Below are 24,700 nucleotides of genomic sequence, written 5' to 3' on the forward strand. Positions count from 1 at the left end.
TATTTCATGAAGAATAAACTATTGTTATTATTAGCTTTTGCGTTTATTTATAAACTAGAGGCCCAAACGACTACTTACATTGAACCAAATAGTAATGATACTAGAGTTATCACCACCGGAATGCCTTTCTTATTAATTGCAGGTGATGCGAGATCAGCGGGTATGGGTGATATGGGAGTAGCAACTTCTGTGGATGCCTTTTCTCAGCAATGGAACTCATCAAAATATGCCTTTTCAGAGACTAAGTCTGGAATAGGTGTGAGTTATACCCCTTATTTAGGAAAATTAGTTAATGATATTTTCTTAGGGAATTTAACGTATTACAATAGATTAGACGAGCGTAGTGCATTTGCTGCTAGTTTAAGATATTTTTCATTAGGAGATATTGAATTTACCGATAACGAATTTGCTACACCATATATCCAGAGACCTAATCAATTTGCTCTAGACGCCTCTTATGCATTACGATTAAGTGAGCGTTTTTCTATGGGTGTTGCGATGCGTTATTTAAGATCTGATTTAAAATTAAATGATGGAACTAGCGACACAACGCCAGCGAATACTTTTGGTGTTGATATTTCTGGTTACTACCAAAGCGAGGAAGAAGCTTATGCCGATTTTAACGGAAGATGGCGTGGTGGTTTTGCGATTCAAAGCATTGGACCGAAATTTAAATATGATGAAGGCGGAGAGGAGAATTTTCAACCTACAAATTTAAGACTTGGTGGTGGGTTTGATTTTATTTTCGACGATTATAACAAAGTATCAATTACGGCGGAGTTTACAAAACTACTGGTGCCAACCCCTCCAATTTTAGGAGACGAATACGAATTCGTTGATCTTAATGGTAATGGGGAGTATGATGCAGATACAGAGACTAGAAACCTAATCCAGGAAGATGTTATTTATAAAGGAAAGTCTGATGATGTTGGCTTTTTTAAAGGGATGTTCCAGTCCTTCGGAGATGCTCCAGGCGGATTTAAAGAAGAGATGCAGGAAATTACATGGGCTTTAGGGGCAGAATATATGTACCAAGATGCTTTTGCATTTAGAGCAGGGTACTTTCATGAATCACCAGAAAAAGGTGCTCGACAATTCATGGCTTTAGGTGCAGGATTTAAAGCTAGTGTTGTTAATATAGATTTGTCTTACTTGTTTTCAACGTCTCAAGTTCAAAGTCCTTTAGAAGGAACCTTGCGTTTCTCGCTTACGTTTAATATTGGAGCAGGAACATATACGGAATACTAATAGATATTATACTTAGAAAGAAGAAAACTATTGTGAGAGCAATAGTTTTTTTGTTTCTAGGACTTTCTTAAATTGTAGTAACAAATGAAAGCTCCATGAAAGAAATAAAAAAAGAGTCTACCATATATGTTTTTGATGATTTACAAGAATTGCCAAGTGATGTAGCGTATTTAATGGAAAAAGCGATGCAGGCTAGAAGTCGTGCCTATGCTCCCTATTCAAATTTTGAAGTTGGCGCGGCATTGTTACTGGATAATGGTGAAATCATTACAGGCAATAATCAAGAAAATGCTTCATACCCTTCAGGACTTTGTGCCGAGCGTACAGCAATTTACTATGCTGGATCGCAATATCCAGAAGCTAAAGTCATTCGAATGGCGATTTCTGCAAGTTCAAAAATGACTGCTACCGATACTCCAATTCCGCCTTGTGGTGCCTGTAGACAGGCAATGGTAGAATATGAAGTTAAACAAATACATGATATCGAGTTATATTTTATGGGCGCAAAAGGAGCCGTCGCTAAGTCAAATTCGGTCGTGAATTTGTTGCCTTTTGTATTTGATAAAACGGTGCTTTTTTAACTTTTTAGTCAGAATCTGCTTGTCGAATAAGGGCTTAAATTGAAAAAAATAGAAAAATAAGGTGAAAAATTGCAGAATAATCAGCGGAGGTTCTAATCACTAGAATTTTAATTTTTTTCTCACTTTAGTGAATTTGAGTTTTCCCATTTCTCCACAATGTGTTACTTTTGTAGTCGCTTATAAATTATCATAAAATTATTCCATGCAAAAAATAACAAAAGAGGTTTACCTCAAATGGTACGAAGACATGTTATTCTGGAGAAAGTTTGAAGACAAACTAGCTGCGGTTTACATTCAACAGAAAGTAAGAGGATTTCTTCACTTATATAACGGACAAGAAGCTGTATTAGCAGGAGCTTTACACGCAATGGACTTAAGTAAGGATAAAATGATTACTGCTTATCGTAATCACGTACAGCCTATAGGTATGGGAGAAGATCCTAAACGTGTTATGGCAGAATTATACGGAAAAGTAACAGGAACATCTAAAGGTATGGGTGGTTCTATGCATATTTTTTCTAAGGAATTTAGATTTTATGGTGGTCACGGTATCGTAGGAGGACAAATTCCTTTAGGTGCTGGTATTGCTTTTGGTGATAAATACCATGGTAGTGATGCGGTAACACTATGTTGTTTTGGTGATGGTGCTGCAAGACAAGGGTCACTTCACGAGGCTTTTAACTTAGCAATGCTTTGGAAATTACCAGTAATATTTGTTTGTGAGAACAACGGATATGCGATGGGAACCTCTGTTGAGCGTACTGCAAACCACACCGATATTTGGAAGTTAGGTTTAGGATACGATATGCCTTCTTCTCCGGTTGATGGAATGAACCCTGTTAAGGTTGCTGAAGCATTCGATGAAGCTATCCAAAGAGGACGTCGCGGTGAAGGACCAACTTTCTTAGAGTTAAAAACTTACCGTTATAGAGGTCACTCAATGAGTGATGCTCAACATTATAGAACAAAAGACGAGGTTGCTGAATACAAGAAAATTGATCCTATCACGCAAGTGAAAGATATTCTTTTAAAGAAGAAGTACGCAACTGAAGACGATATTAAAGTAATTGATAAACGTGTTAAAGACCGCGTTTTAGAATGTGAGAAGTTTGCAGAAGAATCTCCATTCCCAGAAAAGCAACAGCTTTACGACATGGTCTACGAACAAGAAGATTATCCATTCATTCAACACAAAATATAAGCTATGGCAGTAGTAGTAAATATGCCGCGTTTAAGCGATACCATGGAAGAAGGTACCGTAGCGGCTTGGTTAAAAAAAGTAGGAGATAAAATAGAAGAAGGTGATATTCTAGCTGAAATCGAAACCGATAAAGCAACCATGGAATTTGAATCTTTTAATGAAGGGACCTTATTACATATTGGTGTTCAAGAAGGTGAAACTACTAAAGTAGATGAGCTTTTAGCTATTATTGGTGAAGAAGGTGAAGATATTTCTGGTTTATTAAATGGTGGAGGAAGCGCTGATGCTACTCCAGCAACTGAATCTAAAGAAGAAGAAACCTCTGAGGCGGCTCCTTCAGAAGCATCTGCTCCAGCAGCTGAATTACCAGAAGGTGTTATCGTGGTTACTATGCCGCGTTTGAGTGATACCATGGAAGAAGGTACTGTAGCCACTTGGTTGAAAAAAGTTGGAGATACGGTTGAAGAAGGTGATATCCTAGCTGAAATCGAAACGGATAAAGCAACTATGGAATTTGAATCATTCCAATCAGGTACTTTATTAGAAATAGGATTACAAGAAGGAGAGTCTGCAAAAGTAGATTCTTTATTAGCAATTATTGGCCCTGCAGGAACCGATGTTTCTGGAGTTGCAGATAACTTTGGTGCTGCACCTGCTGCCGCTCCTGCTAAGGCTGAAGCCCCTAAAGCTGATGCTCCTAAAAAGGAAGCGCCTAAAGCAGCTGCACCAAAACAAGCTGCTGCACCTACACCAACTGCTGTTCCAGAAGGAGGTCGTGTGTTTGTGTCGCCGTTAGCTAAGAAAATGGCCGAAGAAAAAGGATTTAATATTGCAGATATTCCAGGATCAGGAGAAGGTGGAAGAGTTATTAAACGTGATGTTGAAAACTTTACTCCTAAAGCTGCTGCACCTGCTGCCGCTGCCGGAGCGCCTACAGCATCAGTTGTAGGAGAAGAGAGTTTTGAAGAAATTAAAAACTCTAACATGCGTAAGGCTATTGCTAAAAACTTAGCAAAATCTAAGTTTACAGCACCTCACTATTACTTAAATGTTGAGTTTAACATGGATAATGCTATTGCATTCCGTAAGGAAGTAAATGCTGTTCCAGATACTAAAGTTTCATTTAACGATATCGTGGTTAAAGCTTGTGCTATGGCATTAAAGCAACATCCTCAAGTAAACTCTCAGTGGTTTGACGATAAAATGAAATTAAATCACCATGTACATATTGGTGTTGCTGTGGCTGTAGAAGATGGTCTTGTTGTACCTGTTGTTAAATTTGCCGATGAGCAAAAGTTAACAAACATTGGTGCTGCTGTTAAGGATTTTGCTATTAAAGCTAAATCTAAAAAGTTATCGCTTGAAGAAATGGAAGGTAGTACATTTACTATCTCTAACTTAGGTATGTTTGGAATCGATAGTTTTACTTCTATCATTAATCAACCTAATTCAGCGATTCTTTCTGTTGGAGCCATTGTTCAAAAACCAGTTGTAAAAGACGGTGAAATTGTAGTAGGAAATACAATGAAACTATGTTTAGCAGCCGACCATAGAACGGTTGATGGTGCTACAGGTGCTCAATTCCTTCAAACCTTAAAAGGATTTATTGAAAATCCAATTTCAATGTTATTGTAAATTATTAAGGTCTCGAAATAGGCCATCTAATTATAATATAAAACCTGTTTCCGTTAAAAGAAACAGGTTTTTTTTATCTTTATTCCATGGTAAAAATATACGGATTGCTTTTAGCACTTGCAGTTTCAAGTTGCGGGGCACATAAAGAACAGAATGATTTAACTGATAACAAATCAGTTTCAAACAGTGAAAATATTACAGGGCCGATAGCGCTTAAAAGTATAAAGCACAGTGTACATCATTTGGCTTCAGATGGGCTTATGGGACGCAAGACAGGAAGTGAAGGCCTTGAAAAAGCTGCGGTTTATATCGAGAATTTTTTCAAGGATAACCAAGTTAAACCTTATTTTGAAACCTATAGAGATAGCTTTCAAACTAAAGAAAACTTTATTGGCTATAATGTTGTTGGCTATATTGAAGGTCAAGATCCCGTGTTAAAAAATGAATTTGTTATCCTTGGTGCGCACTACGATCATATTGGTACTGCTACTGCGGTTCAAGGTGATGTGATTGCTAATGGAGCTAATGATGATGCTTCTGGAACAGTTGCTGTAATGGAGTGGGCTAAGTATTTTCAGGAAATGAAAAACAACAAACGTAGCATACTATTTACACTTTATGATGCTGAAGAAATGGGTTTATTAGGCTCTCGTCATCTGGCAAAAAGATTAAAAGACGAAAATTTGGATCTTTACACGATGATTAATTTTGAAATGATTGGTGTGCCTCGTAACCCCGATCAATCTATGAGCTACATCACTGGATACGATCTTTCTAATATGGGAGAAAAACTCAATGTTTATGCAGAGCAAAAGATACTCGGTTATCTAGAAAAAGCTAAGGCTTATAACCTTTTTCAACGTTCCGATAATTTCCCTTTTTATGAAGTCTTCAATATTCCTGCACAGGCTATTTCAACTTTCGATTTTGCTAATTTTGAATATTACCATCATGTAGATGATGAACCTGATAAAATAGATTTTGATCATATGACAACGTTTATCAATAAAATGATTCCGGCGTTAGAAGGGATGATTAATGCACCAAATAAAGAGATTAAACTACATGAGTAAAAATATCATCATCACGGGAACAAGTCGCGGTATAGGCTTCGAATTGGTGCAATTATTCGCTAAGCAAGGCCATCAGGTGTTAGCGCTTTCGCGGAATGATAAACCTATACAAGATCTTAATTTATCTAATGTAACGTGCTTTTCCTTCGATTTGGCAGATGAAACAGCCTACTTAGGCATAGAAGAGTTTATCAAAGAAAATTGGACTCAAGTTGATGTGTTAATCAATAACGCAGGCGCCTTACTGAATAAACCGTTTTCAGAAATCTCTATGAAAGATTTTGAAAACATATATAGAACCAATGTTTTTGGGGTTGCCGAATTAACCCGTGTGGTATTACCGTTTATGGTAAAGCAAAGCCATGTGGTAACCATTAGCTCGATGGGTGGAGTACAAGGGAGTATGAAATTCCCAGGACTAGCAGCCTACAGCTCAAGTAAAGCAGCCGTAATTACTTTAACTGAATTGTTAGCCGAAGAATACAAGGAATCTGGAATTTCCTTTAATGTTTTAGCTTTAGGTGCCGTTCAAACCGAAATGCTTGAAGAAGCCTTTCCAGGATATCAGGCACCCATTACAGCTTTAGAAATGGCCGAATACATTTTCGATTTTGCTCTCAATGGAAATAAATATTATAACGGAAAAATGCTTCAGGTATCTAATTCAACACCTTGATTGTAGCTATGGATAAAAAATACAAATGTATCATTTTCGACTGCGACGGCGTATTGGTTGATAGCGAACCTACAAGTATTCAAGTTTTGGTTGATATCGCTAATGAATATGGAGCCAATATCGATTTAAATTATGGGATGAAGCATTTTAAAGGCAGTTTTTTTACGGCCTGTAAGCAAATGATAAGTGATTTAATCCAAAAGGAGCTTCCGGATAGTTTAGAAGCTGAATACCGAGACCGTAGTTTTGAAGCCTTTCAGAAAAAAATGGAACCTGTTGAAGGCGTAAAGGATGTTATTGAACATTTAAATTTGCCTTTTTGTGTGGCTTCTAGTGGTCCTGAATCTAAAATCAGACTTAATTTAGGTCTCGCTGGTTTATTACCTTTTTTTGAAGGACGGATTTTTAGTTGTTATGCATTAGAGAAGTGGAAACCCGATCCTGCTGTGTTTTTATGGGCAGCAAAAACCATGGGCTTTAAACCTGAAGATTGTTTGGTTATAGAAGATAGTCTTTCTGGCGTAAAAGCAGCCAAAGCTGGTGGATTTGATGTTTTTGGTTTCACCGCGCACGATCCCGATAATGAACTAAAAGCTTTTACAACGAAAACATTTTCTAAAATGAGTGATTTGTTGGCGCATATTGAGGACTAATGAGCTTTATGCTATGTTTACCTAAAACCTAAAACCTAAAACCTAAAACTTGAAACCTGTCACTGCCGTCTATTAGGCAATAAAGGAGGCGGTTCGCCCGAAAAAGGATTCCAACGGTTAATACTTTTGGCACCCATTCCTGCAGCACTTATAACAGCACGGTCACCATAGCGTTCGCGCATTCTGTCTATAGCATCCGAGAGGTTTAATTGTTTTTCATTGTCTTCAAACAAATTAATTTGATGTCCTCCAGCAACCAAATGGCTAAACTTTACACCAATAAGACGCACCAGCATGCGGCGGTTGTAAAGTTTATCAAACAAATTTAAAATCACCGGAATAATGTTATGATCCATAGCGCTGTAAGGAATACGTTGTTGTTGGGTATAAGTTTGAAAATCGGAGTAACGAATTTTAAACGTGACACAGGCGGTTAACTTATTACCGCGTCGTAATTGATAGGTCAAATTTTCGGTCATTGCTACAAGAATACCTCTTAACTTCACCACATCAATCGTATCTTTATTGAAAGTGCGCTCGGTTGAAATGGACTTGCGTTCGTGATACTGCACCACAGGGTTCGAATCGATTCCATTCGCTTTCTTCCAAATCGTGAGTCCGTTTTTACCCAACACACGCTGTATGAGATCCATAGGCATACCTTGTATGGTTTTAATCTGTTTCACGCCTAAATCGCATAAGATTTTATAAGTGACCTCGCCTACCATAGGAATTTTTTTTACCGAAAGCGGTGCTAAAAAAGGTTTTTCTTGACCTGTTAAAATCCTAATTTCGTTATTAGGCTTGGCTTCACCTGTAGCAATTTTAGAGACCGTTTTGTTAACCGATAAACCAAATGAAATGGGTAATCCTGTTTCCTTTATAATACGTTGTCGTAATTCGGAAGCCAGTTTATGACAACCAAAAAACTTATCCATTCCGGTAAGATCGATATAAAATTCATCGATAGAGGCCTTTTCGTAAAGCGGTACACTTTCTTTAATCACCTCGGTAACATCTTTGGAAAAATTACTGTAAATCCCCGCGTTTCCACGCAGTACAACAGCCTCAGGACACAGCATTTTTGCCATACGCATGGGCATGGCCGAATGCACGCCAAATTTTCTAGCCTCGTAACTACAAGAGGCTACGACACCCCTGTCGGAAGTACCGCCAATAAGCACTGGTCGCCCAATTAAACGGCTGTCTAACAAACGCTCGCAAGACACAAAAAAAGTGTCTAAATCCATGTGAACTATAGCTCTTTCTTTTAACATGATGCTGCAATGGTGTTTTTGGTTTCGGCGTATCTAGGGTCCTGAATGATTCCACACTTAACCATAGAAATCACTTCTATATTGATGCAGTCAAATTCATTTAAAACCTTTCCTGTAATGGTATAAACACCTTTGCCTCTAAAAGGAAATTTACTGGCTATAGGTGGAAAGTGTACGGTATCTAAAAAATGACCCTTCCGATCTAAAAAGGTACCGAAATACATGACTTTCTTATTTTTTGTTACACTGTATTTTGTGGTCACTAAATAACCTTCAACCGTAACGATTTTACCTGTGAAATTCATCAAATCTGAAGCCAGCCATACGGGGTTTGAAGGTGTTTCTAACAATTCAAAAGGATGACAAAGAGGAAAACCTAAAAGCTCTAATTCTTCAAAAGCATTTTCTAATAATGAACTTGATAGTTTGGGTATTGTATATTGAACTTTTTCGGTGGTAAACAGTGCTATTGTGGTGTTTTCTGTAGGTGTTTTTTTAATTTTTAAATGCGCTTCCCAGAGTAATTCTCGTTTATTAACACCTGTAAAACGAAAGGCATTAATTTTTATGAGAATAGAAATTTGCTCGATGGAAATAGGCAGGCGCTCTATAAAATCATCCAAACTTTTAAAAACACCATGTTTTGTACGTTCAGCGAGCAACATTTTAATGGTATTTTGCTCTAAAGCATGCAAAAACATGAAACCTAAATAAATGGTTTTACCCTGAATATAAGCTTCATTAAAGCTCGTATTTACACAGGGCGCTTCAATAGTAGCACCGTGCATTCTGGCCTCATGTACATAAAACTCGGTTTGGTAAAATCCGCCAAAATTATTAATGGTTGCCACCATATACTCTAAAGGGTAGTAGGCTTTTAAAAATAGGCTTTGATAACTTTCTACAGCATAAGACGCCGAATGCCCTTTAGCAAAAGCATAACCCGCAAAACTTTCTATCTGGTTCCATATTTGATGTATAACTACTTCGGGTTCTCCTTTTTGCATACAGTTATGGAAAAATTGCTGTTTAACACTTAAAAACGCTTTTTTAGAACGTAATTTTCCCGACATGCCTCGGCGTAAAATATCGGCTTCGGCCAAAGACAATCCGCCGTAATAATGCGCTACTTTTATCACATCTTCTTGGTACACCATAACCCCATAGGTTTCGGGCATAATATGAAGCAATACAGGATGTGCTGTTTTACGACGCTCGGGGTAACGGTGACGTAAAATAAACTCGCGCATCATACCAGAACGCGCCACTCCGGGGCGAATAATGGAACTCGCTGCTACCAAACTCAAATAATTGTCGACTTGTAATTTTTTAAGGAGCATACGCATGGCAGGCGATTCCACATAAAAACAGCCAATAGCCTTCGCGTTTCTAAGCAAATCTTTAATTTTTTCGTCTTGCTTAAATTTTTTTATATCGTGTATGTCTACAGGTGGCTTTTCGGGATGATTGTAAGCTATAATTTCTACGGCTTCTTTAATTTTTCCTAGGCCACGCTGACTCAAAATATCGAATTTATATAAGCCTATATCCTCGGCAGTAATCATATCAAACTGTGTTGTAGCGTAATCTTTAGGAGGTAAAAACGTGGCGGTATAATAGTGAATGGGCTTCTCTGAAATGATAATACCACTGGCATGAATACCCAAATAATTGGGAAAACCTTGAATATATTTACTGTAAACCAGTACCAGTTTAGATAATTTGTCTAAATCTTTCTCTTGGTATCGGCGTTTTGTAAGTCTGTCAATTTCCGCTTTTGGCAATCCAAATACTTTACCCAATTCGCGTACCGATGCTTTAAATTTAAAGGTATTGTACACGGCTAATAAGGCGGTGTTTTTGAAATTTTCAAATATAAATCGCGTGATATCATCGCGGTCTTTCCATGAAAAATCGATATCAAAATCTGGCGGATTTTTACGATATAAGTTGATAAACCGTTCGAAATACAAATCCAATTCTATAGGATCGACATCGGTAATTCTTAATAAATAGGCCACAATACTATTGGCGCCACTGCCACGCCCCACATAAAAATAACCTTTATTCCGTGCGTAGTCTAAAATTTTCCAGTTGATTAAAAAGTAGGACACAAAAGCCTTTTTTTTAATAACTTCTAATTCTTTTTTGATGCGATTGTATACCGCTTCATCGGGATTGTCATAACGATACGGAATACCTTCATAGGTTAGTTTTTTGAGCAATTGATAATCGGAGCTTTCACTTTCTGTATAGGATTTCTGATTATTAGGTGTTTCTTTCGAGAAGTCGAAATTAATGTGACAAGATTTTAAAAGCGCTGCTGTATTTTCTAAAAGCTCAGGGAATTCACTATAGGTTTTATATAATGTTTTGTACGGTAACATGCAATGGTTTGCCTTGCCTTCTTCACTTTTAGGTAACTTACTTAACAACGTATTATTAGCTATGGCACGTAATAGACGATGGGTATTGAAATCCTTTTTACTTTCAAAAGAAACGGTTTGTAATACCACCAATTTATCTCTTAAATGTTTCCACTGTGAAAATTTAAGCGCATTTAAATCTTCTGGTTTTATGCCTAAAAATTCGTGGTCCTCCAGATGAAATACCCGCTGATTGCGATAAGGATAAACCGTAAAAACACCGTCTAAAACAGGTGCTTTCTCTGGAATTTCTAAACGGTTATCATGCAAAAACTGCGACAAATACCGATTAATATTTTGAAACCCTTTATTGTTTTTAGCTAATAAAATAAATTGCTGTTGGGCTCCATTTCTAAAATCGATACCAAGTACGGGTTTTACATCATATTGTTCTGATAATCGTGCAAAATCTAAGCAGGCCGAAGTGCTATTAATATCGGTAAGTGCTAAGGTTTTATATCCGTTTTTAGCCGCTATAGCAAGCAGCTGTTCTGGCTTTATAGTGCCGTAGCGTAAGCTGTAATATGAATGACAATTAAGATACATAAGGCAAAATTAGCTACAATTAATAGCTGTTGTTGCTTGTATTTGTAGTAAAAAATGTTAAATTTTGAGATTGATGAATTGTATTAGGCTAGATGCAGTAGGCTGTATGCTTTAAGCTGCTTCTTCTTTACCTCATACTTTGAAACTTTGCAGCTTTGAAACTTTAAACCTCTACTGATTCATATCATTTACACGACCAAACAATTCAATAAATAACAATTACCCGATTTAACAATTAAACATAAATCCATTACTTTTGCTTTAATGCAGGACACACTTCAAAATTACATTCCCAAAAAAGCAGTACCTCAAATTTTACAGCTTTTAGAACATGAGCATTTAACGGTAAAAATTAAAAACGAACGTAAAACCCGTCATGGTGATTATAAACGTTTACCTAACGGCAAGCATCAAATTACGGTAAACTCCAATTTGAATTGCTACCGATTTTTAATTACTTTGGTTCATGAAATCGCCCATTTAGAGGCTTTTAATACTTATGGGAAGTTTATTAAACCACATGGTAAAGAATGGAAATATACTTTTCAGCGTTTAATGTTGCCATTTTTAAATCCAGAAGTTTTTCCTATGGACTTACTCCCTTTATTGGCGAGACATTTTAAAAATCCAAAGGCGAGTAGTGATACCGATACGCATTTATCATTAGCACTAAAACAATTTGATGAACCTAATGATAAAACCTATATTTTTGAGGTGCCTATGGGTCATCATTTTAAAATTTATAATGGTAAAATTTTCAAAATGATAAAAAAACGTGTTAAGCGTTTTGAATGTGTGGAAGTTAAATCAGGTAAAGTATATTTGTTTAGTCCGAATGCCGAAGTAGAACTTTTAAATTGAAAATATTTAAATATTAAAAAAATAATAAGATGAAGAAGAATTATTACGCGATATTAATGGCAGGTGGTGTCGGATCACGATTTTGGCCTGTGAGCACCGAGGAGTTTCCTAAGCAATTTCACGACATGCTAGGTACTGGCGATACGCTTATTCAGAAGACCTTCCACCGTTTAGCAAAACTGATACCTCAAGAGAATATATTTATTTTAACCAATGAGCGTTATAACGACTTGGTTTTAGAGCAGCTACCAGAGGTGACGCAACGCCAGGTTGTTTTGGAGCCAGCCATGCGAAATACAGCGCCTTGTATTTTATATGCTTCATTAAAAATTCAGAAAGAAAATCCAGATGCCGTAATGATTGTGGCACCAAGTGATCATTGGATTGAAGATGAAGATACCTTCTCTAAAAATGTAGAACAGGCCTTTGAATTTTGTTCCGAAAACGATGCGCTTATGACTTTGGGGATTCAACCTACATTTCCAAACACAGGTTATGGTTATATTGAATACGATAAGGCTTCCGCGGAAGCGATAAAACCCGTAAATCAATTTAGAGAAAAACCAGATTATGAAACGGCTAAAGCCTTTATATCTCAAGGTAATTTTCTTTGGAATGCAGGAATATTCATGTGGAGTGTGAAAACGGTATTGAATACGTTTCAGAAAAATCAACCAGAATTGTTCGAGCTTTTTGAATCTGGAATCAGTGCTTATAACACCGATGCTGAAACAGATTTCATAAAAGAAAACTATCCGAAGGCCAAAAACATATCGGTAGATTATGCCATTATGGAGAAGTCTAAAAATGTGTATGTGATTGCAGCAGAATTCGACTGGAACGATTTAGGGACCTGGGGTAGTTTATATGATAAACTTGATAAAACTAAAAACGGTAATGCTGTTGTAAACGCTAGAGTTTTACCTGAAGATGCTTCTGGAAATATGATTCGCACCAAAAAAGATAAAATTGTGGTTGTAGACGGTTTACAGGATTATATTATTGTAGATAAAGAAGAAGTTTTGCTTATCTTTCCTAAGTCTAAAGAACAAGATATTAAAAAAGTGCTCCAAAATGTGAAAGATGAATTTGGAGAACAATATGGTTAATAACATATGAGCGAAGAAAATAAATTTAGTTTTTCTGAAGAGGAAGCTGAAGCCAAGGCAAACAGGGTTGCTGAAGCTGCAGAGGCTGAAAAGGCCAAAAGTGTTGAGCAGTCGAAAGATGCCGTTAAAAAGGATGCCCAGGGGCTTTTAGAAAGTATTAAAGTGTTTTTACGAGAGTTGTTAGATTTTCGTGATGATACCGATCGAGAGGCGACTACCAAGGCTATTGTTGCCGATATTCCTTTTAAAGGGGCAACGGCTTGGATTTTGGTCTGTTCTATTTTTGTGGCTTCCATTGGGTTAAACGCCAACTCAACCGCTGTGGTTATTGGAGCCATGTTAATTTCTCCGCTTATGGGGCCTATTTTAGGTATAGGCTTGTCTATTGCCATAAACGATATTGATACGCTTAAAAAATCGTTGATAAACTTAGCAACCATGATTGTTTTAAGTTTACTAACGGCTTTTCTATTTTTCTGGTTATTCCCTTTAAGTGAAGATACTTCAGAGCTTTTGGGACGTGTACGACCAGATATACGAGACGTTTTAATTGCCTTTTTTGGTGGTTTAGCTTTAATTATTGCACGTACCAAAAAGGGAACCATTGCTTCTGTTATTTTTGGTGTGGCTATTGCAACGGCCTTAATGCCGCCTCTTTGTACAGCAGGCTACGGTTTGGCTAAAGGAAATTTTGTGTACTTCGGCGGTGCCATGTATTTATTTACAATTAACACGATTTTTATTGCCTTAGCTACATTTTTAGTATTGAAACTGCTAAGGTTTCCGATGCTTAAATACGCCAATTCTAAGCGTCGTCAATTCATATCTAGAGCGGCTATGTTGTTAGCTATTGTGGTTATGATTCCGGCGGTGTGGACCTTTTTAAACGTGTTGAATGAGAGTAATTTTAAGCGTGATGCTAGTGCTTTTATTCGTGAAGAACTCACCGATTTACCTCATGGTGAATACATAAAAAACAATGCGTCTTATACGTATGTTGATGATGAAAACTCGGTGATAGAACTGAATACTTTTGGCTTAGATGAAATTTCAGAAACTACCATTACCTTGCTACGTAATAGGCTAAAAGATTATCGTGCATTGTCTTCAACACAATTGAATATCAATCAGAATCGCTCTAAAAACTTAGATAATTTTAAGTACATGGAAGAGCTTAGAACACGAGATTCCTTAGATCTATTATCTCAAACCGAAAAAATCAGTTATTTAGAAGAAAAGTTAAGAGGGTTTTCAGAACTTGAAAGCAGTTATATGGCATTTGATGGTTTAACAGAAGAATTGAAAATCAACTACGAAAACATAGAACAGTTTTCTTATGGTAATGTGATTAATACCAATTTCACTAAAAAAGATACCACACCAGTTTTCTCTGTAAAGTGGAAAAAGGAGTATAAAGATGAACTACGCCAAAAGGATAAGGACAAACTTGAAAAGTGGCTAAAGCTTAAACTGGATTTAGATACCTTAGTGGTACGAAGAATTAATTAAGCATCATCGTTGTTTCAAACTTATTTGAAAGGTAATACTTGTTCGAAAAGAATGCCATGAGAATGAGGTTCGAGGATACAGAGTCTCTAAGAAATAATAAAATAACAAGGTTAAAGCGTGTTATATTATTATGGCTTAGAGGCTAATATTAAAATTTCAAAAAGCTTTTTTGATTTTAAGTTGATAAAGCACGAATTGCCGCTTTATTTTAAGAGAAGTGTTTTGTGTATAGTTATACTTCAACTTTACTCATCATGATCCTCCAAGTACATCTTACGTACCTTTTTAAAGAGGTTGGAAGAGTAAACAAAATCGGTAACCACTTCGTTATCGGTTCTAAAAATAGTGTCGTTAGAGCCTTCCCAAGCTTTTAAACCGTCTTTTAGAAAAACGATTTTTTCACCAATTTCCATCACCGAGTTCATGTCGTGTGAATTAATAACGGTTGTAATTTGGTATTCTTCGGTGATCTCTTGAATTAAATTATCAATTACAATAGCTGTTTTAGGATCCAGACCAGAATTAGGTTCATCACAAAACAGATATTTTGGTTTGTTTACTATGGCACGAGCAATAGCTACACGCTTTTGCATCCCTCCAGAAGCCTCACTTGGCATTTTGTTATGCGCATTTTCCAGGTTAACACGGTTTAAAACAAAGTCAACACGATCTCTCATTTCGCTTTTGCTTTGTTTGGTAAACATACGTAAAGGGAACATCACGTTTTCTTCAATGGTCATGGAGTCAAATAATGCACTTCCTTGAAAAACCATACCTATTTCGGCACGAATGTTTCTTTTTTCATCCTCACTTAATTTGGTTAGAATTTTACCGTCATAAGCGATAGAGCCGCCTTCGTAATCAAAAATACCTAATAAACATTTTAGGAAAACGGTTTTTCCTGCTCCACTTTGCCCAATAATAAGACTGGTTTTTCCTTTTTCAAAGTTGGTAGTGATACCTTTTAAAATCTCTGCGTCTCCAAACGATTTGCGTAATTCTTTAACTTCAATCATTAGCTTAATAACATTTGGGTTAGTAAATAGTTTAAAAGGATGATGAAAACACTAGTCCAAACAAAAGACGTTGTACTCGCTTTTCCTACTTCTAAAGCACCGCCTTTCATGTAATAACCATGGTAAGAAGGAATTGTTGCTAATAGAAACGCGAAAACACAAGTTTTTATAAAGGCATAGGTAATGTGAAACGGATCGAAATCTAATTGTACACCAGTGATATAATCTTCAGGCGCACTAAATCCGCCATACATACAGGCTACTAATCCCCCAACTATACCCAAAAACATTCCAATACAAATTAAAAACGGATATAACATTAAGGAAATAAACTTAGGGAAAACCAAATAGTTTATCGAGTTAATCCCCATAACTTCCAGGGCGTCAATCTGCTCGGTAACTCGCATAGTTCCAATACTAGAGGTGATAAATGAACCTACTTTACCTGCCATAACAATCGATACGAAAGTAGGGGCAAATTCTAGTAATATGGATTGTCTGGTGGCAAAACCAACCAAGTATTTCGGGATTAAAGGATTGTCAATGTTTAATGCCGTTTGTATGGTAACCACACCGCCAACAAAAAAGGATATGAAAGCCACGATTCCTAACGACCCTATAACTAAGTCGTCAATATCTTTTAATATCAGCTTTTTCATAACGCTCCACTTTGTAGGTTTGCGAAACATTTCAGCAATCATCAAAAAATAAGTTCCAATATTATGAAGGTATTTCATATGTAGTTTTGTAGCTGCTAAAGTAAAAAAAACTTAGTGGTATTTAACGTTAATTTTAAATTATGATATTTTGAATTGTGTATTTTTGAGGCTTACTTAAAAATTTATAATGAAAAAAATATACGTCTTACTTTTCACTTTAGCCTTATTTAGCTCTTCTTTTAAAAGTCATAGTCAGGCGAGTTCATCTTCTAAAAATGATTTAGCCGCTCCAAAACTTGTTGTTGGAATCGTTGTAGATCAAATGCGCTATGATTACCTAACAAGATTCTATTCGCGCTATGGCACAGGTGGTTTTAAACGCATGATGGATGAAGGGTTTAACTGCAAAAACAATCACTTCAATTACGTGCCTACCAAAACGGCACCAGGCCATGCGTCTATTTTTACAGGGAGTACACCTAAGTATCATGGAATTATTTCAAATTATTGGTATGACAAAGACACAAAAAAACAAGTGTATTGTGCCGATGACGATAGTGTGTTACCTGTTGGAACAAGTGATAAGGCAGGAAAAATGTCACCTAGCCGCATGTTAACTACCACTTTTGCTGATGAAAATAAACTGTTCACGCAAATGCGAGGTAAAACCATTGGAATTTCTGTAAAAGATCGTGGCGCTATTTTGCCAGCAGGTCATACAGCTGATGCGGCTTACTGGTTTCATGGAGACGATGAAGGGGCATGGATTACCAGTTCTTTTTATATGGAAGCACTTCCAAAATGGGTGGCTAAATTTAATACAAGTAAGCAAGCTGCATCATATTTAAAAAAGTGGGATACCTATTATGATATAGATACCTATACCGCGAGTGGTCCTGATTTAAATGAATACGAAGGTGGATTTAAAGGTAAAGAAACCGCCACTTTTCCTTATAATTTGAAGAAATTAAAAGATGAAAACGGAAACTTTAGTATCCTTAAAATAATACCGTTTGGAAATAGTTTAACCACCGATTTTGCTATTGCTGCCATTGAAGGCGAAGCTTTAGGTACTGATGAAGTTACAGATGTTTTAACGGTGAGTTATTCTTGTACTGATTATATTGGCCATAATTTTGGGGTAAATTCTAAAGAGATTGAAGATACTTATATTCGTTTAGATCAAGATTTAGAACGCTTTTTCAAGGTTTTGGATAAAGAAGTTGGAAAAGGGGAGTATGTTGTATTTTTAACTGCCGATCACGGTGCTGTTGATGTGCCGGCATATTTGCATGCTCATAATATTCCGTCGGGATATTTGGATAATAAGGCTCGCAAAAAACAGTTTGACGACTTTTTATTAGCAAAATATGGAACTGCTTCTGTGGTTGAAAATATTAGTAATGAGCAAATCTTTTTGAATAAAGATAAACTAGAGATTCTAGGATTAAATGCCATAGATGTGCAAAATGCGATTGTTGAAGAACAAATGACGTACCCGCACATTTCAAAAGCCTATACTAGAGAAGCCATTGTTTCTAGAGATTTTACTGAAGGCATTGAGGCCTTAATTCAAAAAGGCTTTAACCAGAAGCGTTCTGGAGATGTGGTTTTAGTGAATGATCCGGCTTATATTTCATACGGAAAAACAGGATCTACACATGGTAGTGGTTTAAATTACGACACGCATGTACCGTTATTGTTTTTCGGAAAAGGGATTAACCATGGAGCAACTACCGAAAGAACAAATATCACTGATATTGCACCTACCATTTCTAGTCTGTTAGGTATTAGTTTCCCAAATGCTTCTATCGGAAAACCTTTAGGATACGTTTTAAAATAATAAAATTTTTCTTTACTTGGTTGGATTGAAACTGTCTAAAGGGAGCTAGAAATCTAACTGAAGTTAAAATAGATGAATAAACGCAGTATATACGCCATTTTAGCCGCTATCATTATGATAGCGGTTTATGGTTATGAGCATTTTTTAGACACAAAAGTTCAAGCCGATATAGTTGCTGAAGGCGGCAGGCCTAAAACACAAACCAAAGAATTTTTCTTGCCAACTAGTACTACAGGACAAGTGATTCATCATAATGGCTATTCCTTATCTTACAGTGAAAAAGACGAACAAGCGGAATGGGTGGCATACGAATTGAAAAAATCGGATCTTTCAAATAGTAATTTTAAACGCCCTTATTTTGAAATTGACCCTGCTGTAAAAACCGGTGCTGCCCATTGGCGTAATTATAAAAACTCGGGTTATGATCGCGGACACCTTTGTCCGGCGGGCGATAGAAAATACAGTAAAGAAGCCTACGATGAAACTTTTTTAACCAGTAATATTAGTCCGCAAGAGCACAATTTTAATGCTGGAATTTGGAATACCTTGGAACAAAAGGTGCGTTATTGGGCTGTAAAATACGATGGTGTTTTTGTGGTTACTGGAGGTATACTTAAAGGAGACATGAAAACCATTGGAACCGAAAAGGTTGCCGTGCCTAATGCCTTTTATAAAGTACTTATAGATACCAATTCTGGTCCAACAAAAATGATAGGCTTTCTTATGCCTCATGAAAATTCTAACAAACCTTTATACCATTTTGTAGTGCCTGTAGATTCTATAGAGCAGTTAACAGGGATTGATTTCTTCCCACAATTAGATGATGAGTTAGAGGTTAAATTAGAGGCTTCAAGCAGTTATAAAGCTTGGAGTTTTAACTAAACTTGGAGCGCATGCCTTTCCAACGGAGGTTTCTAATAAACTGACCTTCTTTTTCATTGACTAGAAAATCCACTTGTTTCTTTTTTGCCTTAAAATAGCCGGCCATATAATCTTTAAATAAAGAAATGCTCTGTTTTTTATAAGCGAGTTTTGCTGCAGAAATTAGCGTGATCATAAAACCATAACGCATTTTGTACATGGCTTCACCCTGTAAATATTTTGAAGCTTTATTGTAACTGATACCAGTGGGTTTTAAATGCTTTACATGAAGAGTTTCGTCAGTTAAAATGGTCCAACCGTAATATTTAGCCAACAACTCATCAACGGTATCCCAGCCCATGGAAGGTTTTAATTTGCCGATTTCTATAAAACACTTTTTGCGATAGGCTTTTAGAGCACCGCGAATATGATCTTTTCGGGTTAGGTTTTCAAGAATCCAATCGCCATTTTTTTCAATATAACAAAATCCTGAAGCCATGCCTAAGTTGTTATCGGCTTCAAAATGATTGGCGAGTTGCACTAAATAGTTTTCAGGGAAAATCAAATCGGCATCAAATTTACAAATCACATCGTAATCATCATCCAGGGTTTCATAACCTTTATAAAAGGCATTAATGATTTTTGAACCTGGTAAATGTTTGTTGGATGATATGGAATTGACTAAGGATATGAACGGGTACTTTTCCGCGAAAGCGCTAACAATATTTTGAGTGTTATCGGTAGAATTATCATTCACTACCACCACACGTTTAGGCGACAGACTTTGTGCTGCTAAAGACTTTAAAGTGGCGCCAATAGAGGACTCTTCGTTATGTGCAGGAATGACAATATAAAAATTCAAAGTAGACAGGTTTTGGCGTAAAGTTAAACCCTTTCGGCATAAACGATGTAATATCTGGGGGTAAACCATCTTAAAATAGGACGAATCCCTAATTTTTTAGTAGGGTTTGTCCATTTTTGACGGTCGATAATCTTCCAGCCTGCTTTTTCTAATAGCCAATCGAATTGCCAATCTTCAAATTCGTGATAGTGTCGGTCCAACATATCGGTTTTACTTCTATAAGCAGAAGAAAACCAAAGTTTCAGCGGTACACTAGCCACTAATTTATCGGCTTTAATTGATTGAAGGACGGTAAAAGGGGAGAGCAGGTGTTCGAAAATCTCGAATGCCGTTACCACATCGGCTTTCGAATTTGTGATGTTTTGTGTGTCACGATCTAAATCTTCACCCTGGGTGTTTTCGACAGCATAACCATGTTGTGTCATAATTTCAGAAAACGGATTTACAACCCCTAAATCTAAGATGGATTTGGAGGTTGGGATGTGTTTTTCTAAAAAATTAATGGTATGCTTAAAACGTTTATTTGGAAATGTTTTTTCGTACATCAATCTGTTTTATTACTTCATTTCCATGACTATGGAAATCTCAAATAATGGCTCAATACTTTATACTTCGTAAACAATAGCATTAATGTTCATGCCAGCACCTACGCTTGCAAACATAACAATATCACCTTGATTAATGGCTTGTCCTTCCATTTTTTCGTTAAGAATCAAATCGTATAAAGTAGGAACCGTGGCCACACTAGAATTTCCTAATTTCCCAATACTCATAGGCATGATACCATCGGGCATGTCCATATTGTAAAGCTCATAAAAACGTTTTACAATGGCTTCGTCCATTTTTTCGTTAGCTTGATGGATGAGGATTTTCTTAAGTTTAGAAATATCAACACCACTTTTATCCAAGCAAGACTTCATAGCTAGTGGTACGTTGGTTAAGGCAAATTCGTAAATTTTACGTCCGTGCATTTTAATATAGCAACGATTATCATCTACCTTTGGGTTATAAGTTTCTCCAAAGAAAATGAAGTGGGCTTCTTCCAAAGAAAATGTTGCCGCTTCATGGGCTAATATACCTCCTGATTGCTCGGTGGCTTCTAAAACTACGGCACCAGCACCATCGCTGTAAATCATAGAGTCCCTATCGGAAGGGTCTAAGATTCTCGATAATGTTTCTGCTCCAATAACTAAGCATTTTTTAGCAATACCCGATTTGATAAAGGCTTCGGCTTGAATAACACCTTGAATCCATCCTGGGCAGCCAAAAAGTAAATCGTAGGCTACACACTTAGGGTTTTCAATACGTAAAAGATGTTTAACACGAGAGGCAATACTAGGAACCGTATCACTTTGAATGCTATCGTGTTTGATATCCCCATAATTATGGGCAACGATAATATAATCTAAGGCTTCTCCAGAAATATTTGCTTTTTGGAGGGCTTTCTCCGCAGCAAAAGTTGCGATATCCGAGGTAGTTAAATGTGGTTTTGCATAACGCCTTTCTTTAATGCCAGTAATGGCCTTAAATTTTTTAACGATAACCTCACTCGGGGCGTTTATTGTAGAACCATCACTATTTAAAAACTCATGATTATGAAAGTCTTCATTTCTTTCAATATCGGCAGGAATATAGCTTCCTGTTCCTGTTATTTTTATAGTCATAAAAAGGAAAATTGCCTGATTAAAATTAGTATCAAGCAATATATAAGTTTTTAAATCGTGATGGTTTCTATTTTACTAAAATTTACGATGTTCAACCGTGCTTTTACGCTTCAATATAGTCTTCAATCGGTGCGCAAGAGCAAATTAGGTTTCGGTCGCCATAAGCATCATCAACACGTCTAACACTTGGCCAAAATTTATTTTCCTTTACATAATCTAAAGGAAAAGCGGCTTGCTCGCGCGTGTATGGGAAATCCCAAGTTTCGCTAGTAAGCATGGCTAAAGTGTGAGGCGCATTCTTTAAAACGTTGTTAGTCTCGTCTTTAGAGGCGTTATCAATTTCACTTTTTATAGCGATTAATGCATCACAGAAACGGTCTATTTCAGCTTTACTTTCACTTTCGGTAGGCTCGATCATTAAAGTACCAGCAACAGGGAATGATAGGGTAGGTGAATGGAAACCGTAATCAATTAAACGTTTTGCGATATCGGTTACTTCAATGCCGTTAGCTTTAAACGGACGACAGTCTACAATCATTTCGTGAGCCGCTCTACCACGTTCACCAGAATATAAAGTATCAAAACTACCTTGAAGGCGTTGTTTGATGTAATTAGCATTTAAGATGGCTACTTTGGTAGATTCGGTTAAACCTTCAGCACCAAGCATTTTAATATAGCCGTAAGAAATCAAACAAACTAAAGCAGATCCGAAAGGCGCCGCTGAAATTCCAGTAATGGCATCTTTACCCCCTGTTTTCACAATTGGGTTTCCAGGCAAAAATGGTACCAGTTGTTCGGCAACACAAATAGGCCCAACACCTGGGCCACCACCACCATGAGGAATTGCAAAGGTTTTATGAAGATTTAAATGACAAACATCGGCTCCAATATTCCCTGGGTTTGTTAAGCCTACTTGGGCGTTCATATTCGCGCCGTCCATGTAAACTTGTCCGCCATTATCATGAATAATTTTGGTAATTTCTTTAATCGCAGATTCGTAAACGCCGTGTGTTGAAGGGTAAGTTACCATTAAACACGATAAGTTATCGGCGTGTAGTTCGGCTTTTTCGCGTAAGTCTTCCACATCGATATTGCCTTCTTCGGTCGATTTGGTAACGACCACTTTCATACCAGCCATAACCGCACTGGCAGGGTTGGTACCGTGAGCAGACGATGGAATTAAGCAAATATTTCTATGGTGATCACCACGAGATTCATGATAAGCCTTAATAACCATAAGTCCGGCAAACTCACCTTGAGCACCTGAATTTGGTTGTAATGATGTTGCAGCAAATCCTGTGATTTCGGTAAGTTGATCTTCTAAAGCTTTAAGCACTTTTAAATAGCCTTTAGCTTGTTTTAAAGGTGCAAAAGGATGTATGGTTCCCCAGTTCACCGAACTTAAAGGTAACATTTCTGAAGCCGCGTTCAACTTCATAGTACAAGATCCTAGAGAAATCATAGAATGGTTTAAAGATAAATCTTTACGCTCTAGCATTTTGATGTAACGCATTAATTCAGTTTCAGAATGATAACTGTTAAAAACAGGCTCGGTAAGGAAATCTGACGTACGTTGTAAATCCGCTGCAATGTTATTATGTTGTTCAACTTCAGAAATAACAATGCTCTTTTTATTTGCAGCTTTAGCAAAAACCGAAATTAGAACGTTTAAATCTGGAATTAAAGTTGTTTCATTAATAGAAATAGCTACCGTGTTTTTGTTCGGGTAGTAAAAGTTTACTTTTTTACCATTGGCTATTTTCTCAATCTTTTTAGCGTTGGCTTTAATAAGGATGGTGTCAAAAAACGAGCTGTTAACTTGTTCATATCCTAATTTTTCCAAAGCATTGGCAAGCGTAACCGCTTTATTATGCACACGGTTGGCAATAAATTTTAAGCCTTTTGGTCCGTGGTAAACCGCATACATACTAGCCATAACAGCTAATAAAACCTGCGCTGTACAGATGTTAGATGTGGCTTTATCACGTTTAATATGCTGTTCTCTGGTTTGTAAGGCCATACGAAGTGCACGGTTTCCGTTGGTATCTTTGGTAACCCCAATAATACGGCCTGGTAAATCACGTTTGTAAGCTTCTTTAGTAGCAAAATAGGCAGCGTGCGGACCACCATAACCCATCGGAATACCGAAACGTTGTGTGGTTCCAACCACTACATCGGCACCAAATTTACCAGGCGCTTCTAATTTTACCAAGCTTAAAATATCGGCAGCCACAGCTACTTTTATTCTGGCTTCATTGGCTTGTTCTATAAATGATTTAATATCGGTAATTTGACCTTCTTTTCCTGGATACTGTAAAATAGCTCCGAAAAATTCTGAAGAAAAGTTGAAATCTTCTTCGCTACCAACCACTAGCTCAATACCAATAGGTGTGGCTCTGGTTTGTAGTACCGATAGGGTTTGAGGTAAAATGTTTTCTGAAACGAAAAATTTATTAACGCCTGCTTTTTTCTGATCGCGTTCACGCACAGCAAATAATAAACTCATGGCTTCAGCAGCAGCAGTGCTTTCGTCAAGAAGTGATGCATTGGCAATTTCCATTCCTGTTAAATCGATAACCATAGTTTGGAAATTTAGTAAAGCTTCTAATCGACCTTGAGCAATTTCTGCTTGGTAAGGTGTATAAGCCGTGTACCAACCAGGGTTTTCTAAAACATTACGTTGAATAACTGCAGGTAAAACCGTTGGGTGGTATCCTAAACCAATATAAGTTTTATAAACTTTATTTTTTAGAGACAATTTATGAATATGAAGTAGGTACTCATATTCAGTCATAGGCTCGTCTAAATTAAGTGGTTTTTTTAAACGAATATCATCAGGAATGGTTTCGTAGATTAACTGATCTAACGAATCTACACCTAAGGTTTGTAACATTAAATTTTGGTCCTCCTGGTTAGGGCCAATATGACGCAAAGCAAACGCGTTTGTATTCATAAAAGTATATTTGAATAAATAATTCGCAAAAATACTGAATATTTGTT

The 24,700-nt window shown here is 36.9% G+C and carries 20 protein-coding genes; 12 read left to right on the top strand and 8 right to left on the bottom strand.

Annotated elements, in window-relative coordinates; all coding sequences use genetic code 11:
• Positions 1-6 precede the first annotated feature (6 nt).
• The 7 genes from porV (at position 7) to JJL45_RS05420 (ending at position 7,067) form a co-directional block, all read left to right on the top strand.
• On the top strand, positions 7-1,248 hold the full coding sequence (gene porV, locus JJL45_RS05390; protein ID WP_068602717.1) for a type IX secretion system outer membrane channel protein PorV: 1,242 nt from the start codon (positions 7-9) through the stop codon (positions 1,246-1,248).
• A gap of 95 nt (positions 1,249-1,343) precedes the next feature.
• Positions 1,344-1,829: a cytidine deaminase gene (cdd, locus tag JJL45_RS05395; protein ID WP_202664348.1), complete on the top strand. Its 486-nt coding sequence runs from the start codon at positions 1,344-1,346 to the stop codon at positions 1,827-1,829.
• Positions 1,830-2,031: 202 nt separating this feature from the next.
• The gene (gene pdhA / locus JJL45_RS05400; protein ID WP_068602715.1) at positions 2,032-3,030 is read left to right on the top strand and encodes a pyruvate dehydrogenase (acetyl-transferring) E1 component subunit alpha; all 999 of its coding nucleotides are present in this window, start codon (positions 2,032-2,034) and stop codon (positions 3,028-3,030) included.
• Between the two features lie 3 nt (positions 3,031-3,033).
• A complete protein-coding gene (locus tag JJL45_RS05405) occupies positions 3,034-4,665 on the top strand; it encodes a dihydrolipoamide acetyltransferase family protein (protein ID WP_068602714.1) in 1,632 nt (543 codons plus the stop codon).
• 86 nt (positions 4,666-4,751) lie between these two features.
• Positions 4,752-5,738, top strand: a complete 987-nt coding sequence (locus tag JJL45_RS05410; RefSeq protein ID WP_068602713.1) for a M28 family metallopeptidase — start codon at positions 4,752-4,754, stop codon at positions 5,736-5,738.
• The gene (locus tag JJL45_RS05415) at positions 5,731-6,414 is read left to right on the top strand and encodes an SDR family NAD(P)-dependent oxidoreductase (RefSeq protein WP_068602712.1); all 684 of its coding nucleotides are present in this window, start codon (positions 5,731-5,733) and stop codon (positions 6,412-6,414) included. The genes JJL45_RS05410 and JJL45_RS05415 overlap by 8 nt, the downstream gene beginning before the upstream one ends.
• A gap of 8 nt (positions 6,415-6,422) precedes the next feature.
• Positions 6,423-7,067: an HAD family hydrolase gene (locus tag JJL45_RS05420; RefSeq protein WP_068602817.1), complete on the top strand. Its 645-nt coding sequence runs from the start codon at positions 6,423-6,425 to the stop codon at positions 7,065-7,067.
• A 59-nt stretch (positions 7,068-7,126) separates the two neighbouring features.
• Here the strand turns inward: JJL45_RS05420 and dinB are convergent, their stop codons facing one another.
• The gene (gene dinB / locus JJL45_RS05425) at positions 7,127-8,344 is read right to left on the bottom strand and encodes a DNA polymerase IV (RefSeq protein ID WP_068602711.1); all 1,218 of its coding nucleotides are present in this window, start codon (positions 8,342-8,344) and stop codon (positions 7,127-7,129) included.
• Entirely contained in the window at positions 8,338-11,316 is a 2,979-nt protein-coding gene (locus tag JJL45_RS05430; protein WP_068602710.1) for a DNA polymerase III subunit alpha, read from the bottom strand. The genes dinB and JJL45_RS05430 overlap by 7 nt, the downstream gene beginning before the upstream one ends.
• Before the next feature lie 264 nt (positions 11,317-11,580).
• On the opposite strand from JJL45_RS05430, the gene JJL45_RS05435 reads away from it, so the two are divergent.
• Genes JJL45_RS05435 through JJL45_RS05445 form a run of 3 tightly spaced genes read left to right on the top strand, consistent with a single transcriptional unit; the run spans position 11,581 to position 14,795 of the window.
• Entirely contained in the window at positions 11,581-12,177 is a 597-nt protein-coding gene (locus tag JJL45_RS05435) for a SprT-like domain-containing protein (RefSeq protein ID WP_068602709.1), read from the top strand.
• Between the two features lie 29 nt (positions 12,178-12,206).
• Complete coding sequence (locus JJL45_RS05440; protein ID WP_068602708.1) at positions 12,207-13,286, top strand: mannose-1-phosphate guanylyltransferase; 1,080 nt, start codon at positions 12,207-12,209, stop codon at positions 13,284-13,286.
• 6 nt (positions 13,287-13,292) lie between these two features.
• Positions 13,293-14,795, top strand: a complete 1,503-nt coding sequence (locus tag JJL45_RS05445; protein WP_068602707.1) for a DUF389 domain-containing protein — start codon at positions 13,293-13,295, stop codon at positions 14,793-14,795.
• Positions 14,796-15,040: 245 nt separating this feature from the next.
• Here JJL45_RS05445 and JJL45_RS05450 read toward each other — a convergent pair whose 3' ends face one another.
• Together JJL45_RS05450 and JJL45_RS05455 are read right to left on the bottom strand one after the other, a co-directional pair.
• Positions 15,041-15,811 carry an ABC transporter ATP-binding protein gene (locus JJL45_RS05450; protein ID WP_068602706.1) on the bottom strand — a complete coding sequence of 257 codons (771 nt, stop codon included), beginning with the start codon at positions 15,809-15,811 and terminating at the stop codon, positions 15,041-15,043.
• Positions 15,811-16,548, bottom strand: a complete 738-nt coding sequence (locus JJL45_RS05455) for an MlaE family ABC transporter permease (RefSeq protein WP_068602705.1) — start codon at positions 16,546-16,548, stop codon at positions 15,811-15,813. The genes JJL45_RS05450 and JJL45_RS05455 overlap by 1 nt, the downstream gene beginning before the upstream one ends.
• Before the next feature lie 109 nt (positions 16,549-16,657).
• On the opposite strand from JJL45_RS05455, the gene pafA reads away from it, so the two are divergent.
• Positions 16,658-18,313 (top strand): alkaline phosphatase PafA, encoded by a 1,656-nt coding sequence (pafA, locus tag JJL45_RS05460; protein ID WP_068602704.1) that lies wholly within the window; start codon positions 16,658-16,660, stop codon positions 18,311-18,313.
• A gap of 72 nt (positions 18,314-18,385) precedes the next feature.
• The gene (locus tag JJL45_RS05465; RefSeq protein ID WP_068602703.1) at positions 18,386-19,195 is read left to right on the top strand and encodes a DNA/RNA non-specific endonuclease; all 810 of its coding nucleotides are present in this window, start codon (positions 18,386-18,388) and stop codon (positions 19,193-19,195) included.
• Here the strand turns inward: JJL45_RS05465 and JJL45_RS05470 are convergent.
• The 4 genes from JJL45_RS05470 to gcvP form a co-directional block, all read right to left on the bottom strand.
• Entirely contained in the window at positions 19,188-20,036 is an 849-nt protein-coding gene (locus JJL45_RS05470) for a glycosyltransferase (protein WP_068602702.1), read from the bottom strand. The genes JJL45_RS05465 and JJL45_RS05470 overlap by 8 nt on opposite strands.
• 23 nt (positions 20,037-20,059) lie before the next feature.
• A complete protein-coding gene (locus JJL45_RS05475; RefSeq protein ID WP_068602701.1) occupies positions 20,060-20,581 on the bottom strand; it encodes a methyltransferase in 522 nt (173 codons plus the stop codon).
• A gap of 60 nt (positions 20,582-20,641) precedes the next feature.
• Entirely contained in the window at positions 20,642-21,700 is a 1,059-nt protein-coding gene (locus JJL45_RS05480; RefSeq protein ID WP_068602700.1) for a 3-oxoacyl-ACP synthase III family protein, read from the bottom strand.
• A 103-nt stretch (positions 21,701-21,803) separates the two neighbouring features.
• Entirely contained in the window at positions 21,804-24,653 is a 2,850-nt protein-coding gene (gcvP, locus tag JJL45_RS05485; RefSeq protein ID WP_068602699.1) for an aminomethyl-transferring glycine dehydrogenase, read from the bottom strand.
• Between the last annotated feature and the right edge of the window lie 47 nt (positions 24,654-24,700).

Source organism: Tamlana sp. s12 (assembly GCF_016767215.1).
GTDB lineage: Bacteria > Bacteroidota > Bacteroidia > Flavobacteriales > Flavobacteriaceae > Pseudotamlana > Pseudotamlana agarivorans.